The following is a 15,732-nucleotide window of genomic DNA, read 5'->3' as shown; positions in this document are numbered from 1 at the left end:
ATATCTAAACCTTACATATTGTTTTCCTTTTTAATAACTTTTTTTAGTTTTATCTTTATTCTATGTATCCTAACAAATATAGCACTTTCTGAGATTTGATATTTATTAGATAGTTCTTTGGCTGTTGACTTATCTAAATAATATTCTTTAATTAATTGTTGTTCTTCTATACTTAATATAGATAACAATTCGAAAGCATAATAGTCATCATCATATTTTAGACTAATATCATATTCTGCATTATCAAATTGAGATAGTTCATCCCTATGTCTATTAGCTTTCCTATTATAGTTTTTTATAACATTATCAGAAGTACGATAGAGCCAAGCACGAATGTTATCTATACTAGATAAGCTTTTCCATTTTATTAGAAGTATCATAAAAGTTTCTTGTGTACATTCTTCAGCATCTTGCTTATTATATCTTAATTTTACATAGCAGTAATTAAATATCTCCCTATAGTATTTTTTAGCAATATCTTTATATATAGAATTATTGTTAGAATAATTACCACTCTTCTTCATATTAAGTATCCTCCCACAACTTCTTAATTGTTTACCTCCCATTCCCCATAAAGATTAAATTATTAAAAACTTTTATATATTCCATATTGACTCCTTTAGTTATAAAATTGATAGATATATTCTAATATCTTTTTATCTAGAGATGAATATCTATTTTCAATTTTATTGTTTCCGATCATCTTTTTAAGATATCCAGCTTCTCCGACTAATACTACTAATTCCCTTGCACGAGTTATGGCTGTATAAATTAAATTACGAGTTAGGAGCATAGGGGGTCCCCAGTGAACTGGAATTATAACTGCAGGAAATTCACTTCCCTGTGCTTTGTGAACTGTAGTTGCATAGGCTAGGATCAGTTCATCTAATTGATTAAAATCATATACAACTAGTTTTTCATCCTCAAATAAAACCTCAAGTGTTTGGTCTTCATTATCTATCTTTTTTATATATCCAAAGTCTCCATTAAATACTCCTTCTCCTTCTTCTAAAGATCCATCTTTGAACATTGTCCATTCTAATTTATAATTATTTTTAATCTGCATAACCTTGTCATTTTCTCTAAATATGTCCTCGCCTATCTTTTTTTCTTCCTTATCATCTGACTCTGGATTTAAAGCTTCTTGAATTGCTTTATTTAGAGAAATTGTACCTATATCTCCTTTTTTCATAGGGCTTAGTATTTGTATGTCTTTAATAGGGTCAAAGTTATAAAATTGAGGAAGTCTTTCTCTATTGAGTTGAACTATAGTTTCTAATGTATTATTGGATTTTCCACTAGATAAAAAGAAGAAGTCCTTGTCTTTTTGATTTACTAAAGGCATCTCTCCTTTATTTATCTTATGGGCATTTACTACTATCATACTCTCTTCGGCTTGTCTAAATATCTGATCTAATTCTACAATTTTTATACTTTTAGAATTTATAATATCCTTTAAGACATTTCCAGCTCCAACACTTGGGAGCTGATCTATGTCTCCTACTAATATCATTCTAGTACCAGGATTTATAGCTTTTAGAAGACTATTCATAAGAAGTATATCTATCATAGATGCCTCATCGATTATTATTACATCTGCCTCTATTGGGCTATCTTCATCCTTATTAAAGGCCATGTCTTCTTCCATATAGGCAAACTCAAGTAGTCTATGGATTGTCTTACTTTCTCTTCCTGTAGTCTCTGTCATCCTCTTTGCTGCCCTGCCTGTAGGTGCTGCAAGTATTACATTAAACTCTAAGTCCTCATATATATTTATAATTGCATTAATAGTCGTGGTCTTACCCGTACCTGGTCCTCCAGTTATTACTACTACACCATTATTTATGGATTCTTTTATAGCTAGAATTTGTCTTTTTCCAAATTCTATGTTTTCTCTTTCTTCTATTGTCTCTATTTCTTTTTCTACATCTAGCTCTAAATCTGGAAACTCTACTCTTGACATTTCAACTAATTTTTTAGCTACATTATTTTCTGCTATATGAAATGGAGCATAGTATACTAATGCATCTTCTTTATCTTGAACTATGTAAAACTTATCTCTTAAAGCTAAGTTTCTTAGAGCATCTTCTATTAATTCCATATTTACTTCCAATAGACTAGAAGTCTTTCTCAATAATTCATCCTTAGGTAGATAACAATGACCCTCTCCTGCACTTTTCATCATTACAAATTTAAGCCCTGCTTCTACTCTATAGGGAGACTCTAAACTTATGCCCATTTTTCTGGCTATATTGTCTGAAGTTTTAAATCCTATCCCAAATATATCCTCTGATAGTCTATAGGGATTTTCTGAGATAGTACTTATGGTGTCTTTTCCATACTTTTTATATATTTTAATTCCATTTTTTACAGTTATATCAAATTGCTGCAGGTATACCATTATATCTCTTAATTCTCTTTGCTCTTCATAGGCTTTAGCTATCTTTTCTAGCTTTTTTTCTCCAATACCAGGGATTTCTTTTAATCTCTCTGGATTGTATTGGATGATTTCAAGACTATCTAATCCAAATCTATTTACAATATTTTTTGCTGTTTTAGGACCTACATGGGGCAATAAACCTGAAGAAAGATAATTTTCTATACCCTTTATAGTAGAGGGGCTAGTAGTTTTGATACTTTTAAATTGAATTTGCTCACCAAAGGTATTGTGATATATCCACTCGCCCTCCACTTCTACCATTTCATCTATATTTATAATGGCAGCATTTCCAACTATGGTTACCATTCCATCACTAGTATTTAATTTTGCCACAGTATATCCATTTTCTTCATTTCTAAATATTATATCTTCTATTGTGCCTTCTACAACTAACACCTAAATCACCCCTGTCATTAGTGATATTATAGCATATTTCAAGTTTTTTAAAACATAAATAAAGCTGTTTTATAGGAATTTATTCCTATAAAACAGCTCTTTTACATATTTTATATTTAGTTGATAATTTTATTAAAATAAAATCAATCTAATTATATTTAAAAAAGATGTTAGTAAAATAACAAAAAGTATAGTAGAAAATACTATCAAGAAAAAGTTCCATATTTTTGATATAAAAGATTCATTTTTAACTAAGGAGGTGTATGATAAATATATCATACGTATGGATATAAAAGATGCAGTAAGCTTAGAAATCATTATAGCTTTTGGATTATCACTGCTTAATAAAACAATTACAAAAATAAGAAATATAATATATACTAATGCATATACTTTTTCTTTATTTTTAGTCTTTAAATTTGACATAGAACTACCTCCTCAGAAAAAGTTCAAACCCTCAATTCACTTATGTCCTATTTAGAAAGAGATTGAAAAATAATCACCCTGTATACCAGTACAGAGTGATTTAAAGTAATTAACCATAATGATATTTGTCTAAAAAATAAGTTTTACTAAGGTGATTGCTTTTTTAAGCTGGTTGTTTTAATTTATAGCCTGAAATCTTATTTACTATTATTGCTATGGCTCCATCTCCTGTTATATTACAAGCAGTTCCAAAACTATCTTGTGCTAAATAAAGTGTTACCATCAAGGATGTCATTGTTGGATCAAAGTGTAACATACTTTGAAGTAATCCTAGAGCAGCCATAACTGCTCCTCCTGGTACCCCAGGCGCTGCGATCATTGTCACGCCTACTGCTAGTATAAATCCAAAAAATGTCCCAAATGTAAATGGAATTCCGTTTATTATCATTATTGCAATAGAGCAGCTTACTATTGTAATAGTACTTCCTGATAAATGTATAGTAGCGCATAGTGGAATTACAAAATCTGCTACACCTTCATTTATACCATTTTTCTTAGTTTGAGCTAAAGTTACTGGTATAGTAGCTGCTGAAGACTGAGTTCCTATTGCTGTAAAATATGCTGGAATCATAGTTTTTATTAATTTAAATGGATTTTGTCCAGCCAATGCTCCTGCTATTGTATATTGAATAATAATAATAGTAAAATGTAATAGTATTACTAAAATAAACACCCTAGAAAATACACTTAGTATAGATGCTACTTGACCTGCAAAAGTTAAGTTTGCAAATATTCCAAGTATATAAATTGGTAATAGTGGTATTATTATTCCTTTAATCATTCTACTTATAATTTCTTGAGTTTCTTTCATGAATCCTTTTATCACTTTTGAATCCGTCACTGCAATCCCTATACCTATTGTAAATGCCAGTATTAACGCAGTCATAACTCCCATTATTGGTGGAATCTTTATCTCTATAAGTGCTCCTGCTAATTCTTTTCCACCATTTAAAGAATCCGCCATAATACTTTGCCCCTTTAGAAAGTTAGTTAATATTGCAGAGTTTGCAAAGTATGCTATAGTCCCAGATAATACAGTTGAACCATACGCTAAAGCAGTTGTTATACCTAGTATTTTTCCTGCTCCTCTTCCAAGATCTCCTATACCTGGAGCTACAAACCCTAAAATTATTAACGGTATTGTAAATCCTAAAAACTCCCCAAAAATTCCATTAAAAGTAGCAAGTACTTCTATTACTTTTTCAGGTAACGTACTTCCAATAATAATCCCTAGTATAATAGCTATGATGAGTTTAGGCAATAATCCTATTTTTTTCATTGTCTTCCTCCTTTTATTTTTCCCTAGTCATAACTACTTTATATATTATATATATGTTAACTCAAAGTAAACTAAACTAGATCATATTTTTCCTTAATCTCTATTCAATATATTGTATATAATCATAGCTGCTTCTTGTCTGGTTAAATTATCATTTGCCCTAAAGTTTCCACTTCCACTTATTACACCTAGACCTTCTGCTACAGCTATATATCCTTTTAATTCCTTATCTACACTATCTATATCTTCATAATTTGATTTATACATATCTCCAAAACTAGCTGCCTTTTCCTGTCCAAAGCTTCTTACTACATATTTTATAGCTTCACCTCTAGTTATAATTTTATCTGGATCTTTTTCTCCTGCCTTTATAAAATTTTCTCTAGATAATCTCTCATATATATTCTCTTCATCATAAGGAGATACATATCCCTTTGTGCTTGAAAGTAGATAGAAGAAATCTTTTTGTGATATACCTTCCTTCGGTTTAAAGTTTTCACCTGGAAGATATATTCCATTTTCTTTTAATTTCTTTATTGCATCTTTAGCATAGCTTTTATCTATATCCTTATACTCTTTTTCTCTTTCGTTTATGTTATTCATACCAAGTAGATCCTTTTGACTTATGGTGTCACCCGTATTAGCATCTACATATAGACTTTCTTCGTTATTTAAATTATATACTAGCTTTGTTTCTTTTTTCTTGTTTTTTATGCTATCTCTATCTACGATGTAATTTAATTCTAGCTTGCCACCATTTAAAAGTATTTCTTCTGCTTTTTCTTCTGCTATTATTTCTTTTGTAGATGGGATTTCTATATCGCTCCACATATAATTATAATCCATTACTTCGCCTGTGATAGCACTAACACTTAATAAGAATCCATTTTGTGGCACCTTCACTCCATCCTTTACTCTATTGAATGTAAAAGAGTACTCTTGTATATTTTCTTGGTATTGATAAAAATTAGTTCCTGTATATTCTACTTGTTTATATTTATCTGGCATCTTCTTTTTTAGAAATTCTCGGGCTTTTTCTATTGCTTCTTTTTCACCATATTTTTCCTCTTGGTCTTCATCTTCCCTTATATTAAACTTACGAAAATCTAGGACTTCTCCTGTCTTAGCATCTACAGATACACTGGTTCCATATCCACTATTTCCCTCTTGCTTGTGTATTGATATCTCCCATATATAACTTCCATCTACTTTGCTTTTCTTTAGATTCCCACCTTGTATTTCATAAGAATTATCTAAATCAGCAAATTTTCTCAATGCTTTTCCTGCTTGATCTCTGCTTACTATTTCTTTAGAATTTACAAGTTCATTTGCATCTTCTATAGATACATTTTCCATATTTCTAAATAACGATCCATAATTTATATAGCTATTCATACTATTTAAGTCTTCTACATCTTTACCTGTCTTAGCATCTATAGCTCTATTTTTGTCTTTAAATGTATATAAAAGCTTTCCCTCTAATTTATTATCCTTATTATCTAGTCTATATACTAACTCTACGCCTTGACCTTCTTTATATAGATTATAAGCTTTATCCTTTTTTATTATATTGTCTTTATTTGGTAATTTTATATCTTTATCCCAATATATATTCAAACTATTTACTTCTCCTGTAGAATTATCTATCTCTACTGAAATTGAATCATATATAAAAGGTACATCATTTTCCATTCTTTCAAATATAAAGTAGTAAGAATTTAAATCTCCCATTATGCTTTCATCATTGTATTTAGTCTTTTCTAATAAGCTAGGATCTATTTTGGATATAATCTCTTTTGCCTTTTTTAAACCTTCTTCTTTACTTATCTTAGGAAATTTTGAATGCTCTTCTCTATTACTACTTTTATATTTACTGTATCTTATAATATTTCCCTCTGGATCAATATTTACACTTATATAATTGTTATCACCATCACCCCTCCAAGTCATATGGTATGTAGTTTCTCCCCTATGGCTATTTGTGCGTAGGTCGAATTCTCCATATTCATCACCTATATCAAATATCTGTTTTATCTTTGGAACATATTTCTCTACTCCTACATCTGCAGATACCTCTAATGGTGCGATTATACCTACCATCATTACAATGGCCAAAACTAAAGATAATTTTTTCTTCACTCTAATCCATCCTCCTTTTTATTTTTATTATATTCTGAATAGTGTTGCCTTCATACTAGTATATTTGGATATATATGTCAAGATTATCTCATATCATTTCCCAAGAAAATACATTTATCATAATTTAATTTGATTATGTTTAGTATAACAAGTATAAATAGTATCCATAGAAAATGATCATCTCTAATAAAGCTTATACATCCTATTAATATATATGCACTAGCTCGTTCTATGTATATTGTTGCTACCTTTTACTTAAAAGTTATTTTCCCTACGATTTTAGGTTAAAGCAATTGAGGCCATTTTTTTCAGTGGCCTCAATTTAGATGTTATTTTTTTATCCGTATTAAAGAAAAAAATAAAAATAAACCAATTATTATTATATTCTTTCTAATTTTTTTTGAATCTTTGTTGTTATGTTTAATAAATATATAAGAAGATAAAACTAAAATAAAGTAAACTGCTATATATATTGTCCTTACAATCATGACAAATTTATAAAAATCATAATTATTGTAAGTAATTAGTAGTTCCGATCCAAAATAAATTATCCAAAATAAATAATAATAAGGTCCTTCAGTCAATATAGATTCCCCAATACTATTTAAAATTTTTTTTATATTACTACCCCCATATTAATGTATTCTATTCCCATCGGTATATTGTCTTGAACTTCACTCTATCATAAATAATTTGAAATTTCCATATATTTGGATGAACAACATTCCTATATGTCTGAACGACATAATATTTACATATGTTACAATCTATATTGTAAGCTGAAAAACAATGTGATAATATGATAATAAGGTAATCGAAAAGCAGGGTGTGGTTGCCACCTCACTTCAGATAAGAAAGGAAGGAGGTGGTGTAGATGAGTATATTTGAATCTATCTATTTAATGATAGCATTTGGAATGTTTATCTTATCACTTATCTCCTCGTATAATAAAGTTATAGTTATTAAACTATAATCTCTTTTCTATCTCACTAATCTTGTGAGATAATAGTTGTACAGATAGGGGTCGTAGTCTACCTCCTTGAAGCGTTGTCTTCCTTAAATAGGGTTACGCCTCTTCTTTACATCCATATGCGAATGAGCTGGATAGTACCTAGTTACTGAATATCTAACGAGGTTGTATTGTGTAAAGTAGAGAGGTTCTAGACTTTATCTGTTAATATTTTAAAAGCTGGTGATTTTATGTTTTATGTTGGTATTGATATTGCTAAGAAAAACCACGAAGCTTCTATTATTAATTCTAATGGTGAGCTTCTCGCTAAAAGTATTTCTTTCTCAAATTCTCAAGCTGGCTGTGCTAAATTAGCAGCTTTACTTGATAAGTTTGAAGCTGATACCTCTAAGGTAATTATTGGTATGGAAGCTACTGGTCATTATTGGGTTAGCCTGTATTCTTATCTAATTGATCTTGGATTTACTGTTTATGTTATCAATCCTATTCAATCAGATGCTTTTAGAAAAATGTATATTAGGCAAACCAAGAATGATTCTAAAGATTCTTTTATCATTGCTCAAATTATGCGTTTCGGACAGTTTTCATCCACATCTTTGGCGAATGAGGATATTATGGCTTTACGTCAATTATCTCGGTATCGCCTTGCCTTAGTAGATGAATGTTCTGATTGGAAACGCAAGTGTATTGCTCTTTTAGATCAAGTTTTTCCTGAATACTCCAAGCTCTTTTCAGATACCTTTGGAGTAACTTCTAGAGAACTTCTTTCAAAATATCCAACTCCTGAAGATATGGTATCTGTTGATACTGATACTCTTACAGTACTTTTATCAGAAGCAAGCAGAGGCCGTTTTGGTTTGTCTAAAGCTTCTGAAATACAAGAATCAGCTATTAATACTTTTGGAGTCAGTTTTGCTAAAGATGCATTTGCATTTCAAATTAAGCAAATTATTGCTCAAATTAACTTTATTGAAGAACAATTAAAAGAACTAGAAATCGAAATTTCAACCTTGCTACATCAAACCAATCAAGTTATCACAACTATTACCGGTATTGGTGATGTTCTTGGAGCCATAATCATTGGAGAAATTGGTGATATCTCACGCTTTGAAACTGCTCCTAAACTTGTTGCTTATGCTGGCCTTGATGTTGCTGTAAAACAGTCTGGTGATTTTGTTGGTACACAGACTAAAATTTCTAAACGTGGTTCTCCGTATCTTCGTAGAGCAATTTGGTTAGCAGCTACAGTAGCTGCATTTAAAGATCCGGCATTATCTGTCTATTATCAGTCACTCAAAGCACGTGGTAAACACCATTTAACTGCAGTTGGTGCAGTTGCTAGAAAAATGTGTAATATTATATTTGCTGTATTGCGTGATAATGAACCTTATGTGCCTGATATCAAGTAACAATCACTTGTATAGCTTATTTATCATCCTAAATTTTGTACACACAGTTTAGGCTTATTTGTTTTGCTTAATTTTACATAAGAATTTATGGCAGGTTCTGTCAAGGGGCTCTTTTTCCCTTGACGGGTTCTGACAGAAATTCTATAATCACAAAGGTAAAATAAATTAAATTATTTATTGACTTTTAATAGCTGGTCTATTTAGAAAGAGATAAAAAATAATCACCCTGTATGCCAGTACAGAGTGATCTAAATTAATTAACCATTTTGTGGCAACCGCACCTTAGCGGTATCGATTACCTCACTTATATTATACCACAATTAGCTCTAAAGTAAACTAGTCTCTGCTATTATTTATTCAGTAAATACCTCTTTAACACTATCCTTAAAATCTGAACTTATTATGACTTTCCTTTTTATATAAGATATAATACTTGTGATAATCAGCAGTATTAAACTAATAATTATAGCTCCTCTAATCTCAATTATTCTACCGGCTTCAATATAAGACTCAACATCTTCAATACCGCTATTATCCCTGAATATAGTTATAATAAATGGCATTAAATTATTTAATCCATGTCCAATTATGGGGTAGATAATATTTTTTGTTATCACATATATAGCTGCAAAAATGATTCCAGTTACCATAGCGTGTATTGCTATAATTATTCCCATTGAATGAGTTAATCCAAATGATATGCCTGATAGTAAAATCAAATTTCTACACCTAATATCCTTTCTCCCGAAATATTCAAAAACACCTTTTCTAAAAAATAATTCTTCTACTATTGACGATAATATTACTCCTGTTATAAAACTATATATCTTATCTACATTTGTAATTTCCATTCCTTCAATTAAACCTCGTGTCACATCATTATTATATTTTTGAGTAATTTTTACAATATTTTCAAGATAGAATAATACTTCATAAATTATATTTTTAAATAATAATCCTATAAATAAAAAAATAAATACATCAAATAAGTTTGTTTTAATTTTCCTATTATCTTCTTCAAATTTTTTTTCATTTTTAAAACCATATTTGAATATCAAAAATATGATAATAACTTGAAGAATACTAGCATAAAATTGTACAGCAAATATACTTAATCCATTAAGAAAATTTAAACTCATTGGAATTCTATATGTCATAATGCTAAAAATTAAAAATAATATTGTGACACATATTATTCTTACTAAATTATGAAATAAAAACTCCATAGTAGATTTATCATCTTTCATTTCTCTCACTTCTTTCCCTCTTTAATCTATAAATCAAGCATGTTGGATATATATATAATAATAAATTAATATTTAAATATAGATAAACAAGTTCATAAATTGGTCCTCTGTCAAGAAAAAGGACAAATTTAACATAATAGTAAGCGTTGAATAAAAGATGTATTGTATAAATATAGGGATATCGGTATGATATCCCTATAATAGTATTTATTCAGATTTACATGATTTTTGGACTAAATCATCCCAAGGCATCATTAGCTCTAGGATTTTAGGATTGGTTTTAAGATTGGATCCTGGTAATATTGACAGGATGTATTCTAAATATTTATAGGGGTTTAGTCCATTTGCTTTTGCTGTTTCTACTAGGGTGTAGACACAGGCACTTGCGTAGGCACCTTTTGGACTTCCGCAGAAGGTCCAATTTTTTCTACCTACTGTAAATGGTCTTATACTGTTTTCTGCAATATTATTGGATATGACACAGTTTCCATCTTCTAAGTAGGTTTCTAATTTTTCTTTATGATTTAGAGCATATTGTAATGCTTGTCCTATTTTAGATTTGGGAAGTACTTTATCATTATTATTTTCTACCCATAACCAAAAGGCCTCTAGAAGTGGTTTTTCTTTTTCTAGACGCTTAATTTTTCTTTTTTCTGGAGTGAGATCTTTAAACTTTCTTTCCCAATCAAAGAGTTTATTACAATATGCTATTCCTTTTGCTGGTAGACTTGCTTCTTCACTTTTTACATCTTTTGGAAGGGCATCTTTAAAGTATCTTCTAAGATGGGCCCAGCACAAACATTGGTGGATATCTTTTACCTTGTTATATCCTGAATATCCATCTGTATGGAGGTAGCCATTGAATCCTTTTAGGAAATCCTTGGCATTGTCTCCTGTTCTACCAGGTGCATATTTAAATATTCTTATTCCTCTCTTTGCATTAACTGAAGTAGAATACACCCACATATATGATTTTGTGGTATTTTTCTTACCTTCTTCATTTAATACTTGAACTGGAGTCTCATCAGCATGTAAATATTTATCTTTTAATAGTTCTTCCCTTAGCTTTTCTACTATGGGATTTAACCATTCTTCTGATGTTTTAATTATCCAGTTGGATAGGGTTGCTCTACTTATGGGAAAGCCCATCTGTTTCCAATCTTTTTCTTGCCTGTATAGTGGTACTGACTGTACAAACTTTTGATACATGGTCCAGGCTACTGATGATGCTGTGGCATAGGAATGCTGAAGTACAGGCTCGGGTGTATTTGGATTAAAGATTCCAGGTCTTCCTTCTTTTTTACATGTTCTACACTCATAATTTTCTTGATATATATTAATTACAGATATTTCTGCCGGTATGTATCTGATTTCTGATCTTACGAATTTTCTTCCTACAACTGAGAGTCTCTTTCCATCAATTGGGCAGATTTGCTGGGATTCTTCCAGCCTAAATATTTGATCTTGGCTAGGTAGGTTTTTAAACAAGTCTTTTCTCTTGTAGCCTTTTCTAGTTCTTTTAATAGGCTCTTCAAATGGAACAGGTTCTTGTATAGAGAAGTCGGCTTCTTTTTCAACTTCGTTAAATAGACCTAATTCCATATCATTAATGATTAATTGGCCGTCTATGGCAGAAGTCTTTTCTGTCTTTCTTCCATAGAGTTTCTTAATTAGGTATTCCATATTTTCATTAGCCTTTTTCAACTCTTCTCTAAGGCCTTCTATGGTTTTATTCTGTAATTCAATTGTATCTTGAAGTGTCTTTATCAAAGAGTTTTCATTCATTGGAATTTAGCCTTTCTAATATGTTTTATTTAAATATATTATATCATTTTCCTAACCTACAAACAACAAAAAAATACTTGAAACTATGTAATTTTGAGCAGTTTCAAGCATCTATATTATCCTTTTGTTATCTATCTTTTGAATGACCTTTTTTTGATCAATTGATAAACCCTCTATTAGCCATCTATATTGCTGAGGAGTAATTTCCCTAACATCTTCTTCAGTTCTTGGCCACTGAAACACCCCGCCTTCAAGCCTTTTGTAGAGAAGAAGAAATCCATCTCCCTCCCAAAGCAACGCTTTTATCCTATCTCTTTTACCTCCACAAAAGAGGAAAAGCGCATTTTCAAATGGATTTAGCTTAAAGTTTTGAGATACTATAGCGGAAAGACCGTCAATTGATTTTCTCATATCAGTCTTACCGCAGGCAATGTATATTCGTATATCATCCGGAAATTTAATTCTCATGATTATTTACCAATTAAATTAATTACTATACCTAATGTATTTGGATCTGCCCCATTTAGAATTTCAATTTCATTTCCATTTGAGCGCAAGATAGCACAGATACCTTTATTGTTAGATTTAGATCCTACTATATTGGCTTTAGCTTCACTTGGCTTAACTTCTATAAATTGAGTTTGACCTGTAACAGCTAGTGTTCCTGCTTTAATTAGGGCTTCTTGTCTGATTACTCGCTGCCAATAGTAGAATTTGGTTCTTGAAATATCATTTTCTTCACACCATTCTTTTATGGACTGGTCACTTTCACTATGCCTTTTAATGATTTCCGACCATTGAGCCTTAAGTATTTCATGTTTAGTATAAATGCTAAAATAATATTGTAGGAAGTTGCCAATATTTTAATGTACAATATTTACAAAATTCTCTATAGTATTAATGGGTGATGAAAGTGATTTTAAACATTAATACAGAAATAGAGATAAAAACTGTAAAAGATTTAAACAAATTAAAAACATTAGTGGAGGTTAATAATTTGGAAAAACCAAATTTCAGTGAAATAGGAAGGGAGTTGGGAGTTGATAGGAGAACAGTTAAAAAATATTATGAAGGAAATACGGAAAAAGAAAGAAAAGAGAAGAAATCTAAAATAGATGATTATCACAATATTATCACTTCTTTGCTATCAGCAAAAAGCAAGCAGATATTCTACTACAAATCTCATCTCTATAGATATCTGGTAAGAGAGCACGGGCTTGAATGTTCTCGTAGCAATTTTAATTACTACATTTTAAAGAAAAGTGAATTTGCTGAGTATTTTAAACCAAAAGCAAAAAAAGATTCTGTGAAATCTGAAACACCTTTTGGTAAACAAGCTCAGTTTGATTGGAAAGAGAAATTAAAATTTTCTTTTAAAGATAATAGTGAAATGCTTTTAAATGTAGGTAGCTTAGTCTTATCTGCCTCTAGATTCAAGGTATGGGCAATATATCCATCAACAAGTCAGAATCATCTATTTGATTTTTTATCTAATTCATTTGAATCATTAGGTGGAGTGCCAAAAGAAATAGTAATTGATAACGCTTCTACTATGATGGATAAAGCTAGAACCGAGTGTTCAGATGGTAAAGTAAATAGTAAGTTTAAGCAACTTTCTGATGACTTTGGATTTAGCATATATCCTTGTGTTAGAGCAAGACCTAATACTAAAGCAAAAGTTGAAAATCCAATGAGAATAATTGATGAAATTATGAATTACAATGGTGTTTTAGAAGATTTACAAGAATTGCATGAAAAGATGAGTGTAATCACAAATGAAGCTAATTCAAGAGTATGTCAAGCTACAGGATTACCACCTATATTAGTTTTTAACAAAGAAAAAGAACATCTATTACCACTCCCACATGATAAAATCTGTTCTTTTTACAAAAATGAAACTGTACAAGCAAAGGTGAATACCAATAGCCTATTTAAATACAAGCATAATATGTATTCAGCTCCACCAGATTTAATTGGTAAAAATGTTACAATACAAGTTAGTGAAAATAACTTACATGTATATTATAACAAAAAACTAATTACAATCCATAGAATAACAGAAAAAAAGATTAATTATCACAATGATCATCATTTAAAGATGTTAGGATTAACATTTAAATGAAAAGAAGATGTTTCAGAGTATGCAGATAAACATTTAAAAGAATTGGAGAAATTTAATGAACAATTATCAAAAGTTATGTGAGAACCTAAAAGAGTTAAAGTTAGTTCAGACAAGCTTGAGACTAGATGAATATATTACAAAAGTAAATGAGGATAAAATAAGTCTAGTAGACGCACTTTATGAGCTTACTACAAAAGAAATAGAAATAAAAAACTTTAATGCTACAAATGCAATGGTTAAAGTAGCAGGATTTCCACATTTAAAAGAAATGAAAGATTTCGATTTTGAGTTTCAGCCTAAAATAAATAAACAACAATTTTTAGATTTTGAGAGTTTAAGATTTTTAGAAAACAATAGTAATATAATACTAATTGGAAATAGTGGGGTAGGCAAGACTCATCTTGCTACTTCCATTGGTATGGCAGCTGCTAAAAAGCGATTTAGCACTTATTTTATAAAATGTCAAGACTTAATTGCTCAACTAAAAAAGGCATATTTAGAAAATAAATTAGACAGTAGAATAAAACATTTTAGCAAATATAAATTGTTAATAATTGATGAAATAGGCTATCTTCCTATTGGAGAGATGGAAGCTAAAATGTTTTTCCAACTAATAGATAAAAGATATGAAAAGAAAAGCACAATAATTACTAGCAATATAAATTTATCGGATTGGAGTGAAATATTTGTAGACAATATGTTAGCTAGTGCCATCTTAGATAGATTAGTCCATCATTCTAGTATAGTAAATATATTAGGTAATTCTTATAGAACAGCTACTGCTCTATCTAAAATATCTAATAAAGATAATTAGCAAAACTGTACATAGAAATATTGGCACATTTATGCAAAATAATCTTGACATTAATATTTAGTAGCTTTCATAGTTGTAATGTTAATCATCTCCCTACACTTTCAATGTTGGCAAAGTTACTTTGTTAACTTTAAAAGTACTTTGTAGAGAGTATTATCTCATGTTACGTAACATTTGTGAATCCATGGGATTATTGATCGCTTACACATAATAAATCTATATTCTGTTAAATAACATTTTCTTCTTCATAATCATAAGGCGATTTCATATTGCAATAACTATAGATTCTCTTTGTATTGTAAAATGTTTCAATATACTCAAATATCAATTCATAAGCATGGCTAAGATGTTGAATTACAAATCTATTTATCCACTCTCTTTTATAAGGCGTAACCCATATAGCTCTAATATTAAGCTCTTTCATATAGTTATCCACTGTTTTTTCGGCAACTATATATCCCATTCGTCTTAATATTTTAGTTATCTTTGGAGCTCCATATATTTGGTTTGATTCATTATAGATTTCTGTTATTAGCTATTTAATATTTTTCTTTCGTTTTGACTGCTTAGATTCTTTTCGATTTATAAAATCATAGAATCCAGATGTCTAAATACCTAGATATTTAGACACACCCTTAACTGAAA

General features: G+C 29.9%; 14 protein-coding genes. 4 read left to right on the top strand and 10 right to left on the bottom strand.

Going from position 1 to position 15,732, the window contains the following annotated elements; translation table 11 throughout:
• Positions 1-11 precede the first annotated feature (11 nt).
• The 5 genes from AC4PG3_RS03235 to AC4PG3_RS03215 form a co-directional block, all read right to left on the bottom strand.
• Complete coding sequence (locus AC4PG3_RS03235) at positions 12-524, bottom strand: RNA polymerase sigma factor (RefSeq protein WP_492197636.1); 513 nt, start codon at positions 522-524, stop codon at positions 12-14.
• A 95-nt stretch (positions 525-619) separates the two neighbouring features.
• On the bottom strand, positions 620-2,836 hold the full coding sequence (gene recD2 / locus AC4PG3_RS03230) for an SF1B family DNA helicase RecD2 (RefSeq protein WP_492197635.1): 2,217 nt from the start codon (positions 2,834-2,836) through the stop codon (positions 620-622).
• A gap of 132 nt (positions 2,837-2,968) precedes the next feature.
• Positions 2,969-3,262 (bottom strand): hypothetical protein, encoded by a 294-nt coding sequence (locus AC4PG3_RS03225; RefSeq protein WP_492197634.1) that lies wholly within the window; start codon positions 3,260-3,262, stop codon positions 2,969-2,971.
• A 163-nt stretch (positions 3,263-3,425) separates the two neighbouring features.
• Positions 3,426-4,601, bottom strand: a complete 1,176-nt coding sequence (locus AC4PG3_RS03220) for a dicarboxylate/amino acid:cation symporter (RefSeq protein WP_492197633.1) — start codon at positions 4,599-4,601, stop codon at positions 3,426-3,428.
• Between the two features lie 93 nt (positions 4,602-4,694).
• Positions 4,695-6,740 (bottom strand): YcdB/YcdC domain-containing protein, encoded by a 2,046-nt coding sequence (locus tag AC4PG3_RS03215; RefSeq protein ID WP_492197632.1) that lies wholly within the window; start codon positions 6,738-6,740, stop codon positions 4,695-4,697.
• Between the two features lie 874 nt (positions 6,741-7,614).
• Here AC4PG3_RS03215 and AC4PG3_RS03210 point away from each other — a divergent pair.
• Complete coding sequence (locus tag AC4PG3_RS03210; protein WP_492197631.1) at positions 7,615-7,713, top strand: putative holin-like toxin; 99 nt, start codon at positions 7,615-7,617, stop codon at positions 7,711-7,713.
• Between the two features lie 227 nt (positions 7,714-7,940).
• A complete protein-coding gene (locus AC4PG3_RS03205; protein ID WP_492196428.1) occupies positions 7,941-9,119 on the top strand; it encodes an IS110 family RNA-guided transposase in 1,179 nt (392 codons plus the stop codon).
• A gap of 353 nt (positions 9,120-9,472) precedes the next feature.
• On the opposite strand, the gene AC4PG3_RS03200 is transcribed toward AC4PG3_RS03205, so the two are convergent.
• The 4 genes from AC4PG3_RS03200 to tnpA form a co-directional block, all read right to left on the bottom strand.
• Positions 9,473-10,366 (bottom strand): CPBP family intramembrane glutamic endopeptidase, encoded by an 894-nt coding sequence (locus AC4PG3_RS03200; protein ID WP_492198191.1) that lies wholly within the window; start codon positions 10,364-10,366, stop codon positions 9,473-9,475.
• Positions 10,367-10,573: 207 nt separating this feature from the next.
• The gene (tnpC, locus tag AC4PG3_RS03195; RefSeq protein WP_492198183.1) at positions 10,574-12,133 is read right to left on the bottom strand and encodes an IS66 family transposase; all 1,560 of its coding nucleotides are present in this window, start codon (positions 12,131-12,133) and stop codon (positions 10,574-10,576) included.
• Positions 12,134-12,262: 129 nt separating this feature from the next.
• Positions 12,263-12,619 carry an IS66 family insertion sequence element accessory protein TnpB gene (gene tnpB / locus AC4PG3_RS03190; protein ID WP_492196141.1) on the bottom strand — a complete coding sequence of 119 codons (357 nt, stop codon included), beginning with the start codon at positions 12,617-12,619 and terminating at the stop codon, positions 12,263-12,265.
• A 2-nt stretch (positions 12,620-12,621) separates the two neighbouring features.
• On the bottom strand, positions 12,622-12,963 hold the full coding sequence (tnpA, locus tag AC4PG3_RS03185; protein WP_492198190.1) for an IS66 family insertion sequence element accessory protein TnpA: 342 nt from the start codon (positions 12,961-12,963) through the stop codon (positions 12,622-12,624).
• 101 nt (positions 12,964-13,064) lie between these two features.
• On the opposite strand from tnpA, the gene istA reads away from it, so the two are divergent.
• Positions 13,065-14,273, top strand: a complete 1,209-nt coding sequence (gene istA, locus AC4PG3_RS03180; RefSeq protein ID WP_492196213.1) for an IS21 family transposase — start codon at positions 13,065-13,067, stop codon at positions 14,271-14,273.
• A gap of 55 nt (positions 14,274-14,328) precedes the next feature.
• Positions 14,329-15,087 (top strand): IS21-like element helper ATPase IstB, encoded by a 759-nt coding sequence (gene istB, locus AC4PG3_RS03175; RefSeq protein WP_492196212.1) that lies wholly within the window; start codon positions 14,329-14,331, stop codon positions 15,085-15,087.
• A gap of 226 nt (positions 15,088-15,313) precedes the next feature.
• Here istB and AC4PG3_RS03170 read toward each other — a convergent pair whose 3' ends face one another.
• On the bottom strand, positions 15,314-15,610 hold the full coding sequence (locus AC4PG3_RS03170) for an IS3 family transposase (RefSeq protein ID WP_492198189.1): 297 nt from the start codon (positions 15,608-15,610) through the stop codon (positions 15,314-15,316).
• Positions 15,611-15,732: the final 122 nt, after the last annotated feature.

This window comes from Tissierella sp. QWL-11 (assembly GCF_058683765.1).
This window is presented reverse-complemented; position numbering and strand designations above follow the sequence as displayed.

Coding starts and splice junctions, on each gene's coding strand:
- AC4PG3_RS03210 (WP_492197631.1), top strand. CDS start 7,615: ATGAGTATATTTGAATCTATCTATTTAATGATAGCATTTGGAATGTTT.
- istB (WP_492196212.1), top strand. CDS start 14,329: ATGAACAATTATCAAAAGTTATGTGAGAACCTAAAAGAGTTAAAGTTA.
- AC4PG3_RS03225 (WP_492197634.1), bottom strand. CDS start 3,262: ATGTCAAATTTAAAGACTAAAAATAAAGAAAAAGTATATGCATTAGTA.
- AC4PG3_RS03220 (WP_492197633.1), bottom strand. CDS start 4,601: ATGAAAAAAATAGGATTATTGCCTAAACTCATCATAGCTATTATACTA.
- AC4PG3_RS03200 (WP_492198191.1), bottom strand. CDS start 10,366: ATGAAAGATGATAAATCTACTATGGAGTTTTTATTTCATAATTTAGTA.
- tnpB (WP_492196141.1), bottom strand. CDS start 12,619: ATGAGAATTAAATTTCCGGATGATATACGAATATACATTGCCTGCGGT.
- AC4PG3_RS03205 (WP_492196428.1), top strand. CDS start 7,941: ATGTTTTATGTTGGTATTGATATTGCTAAGAAAAACCACGAAGCTTCT.
- AC4PG3_RS03235 (WP_492197636.1), bottom strand. CDS start 524: ATGAAGAAGAGTGGTAATTATTCTAACAATAATTCTATATATAAAGAT.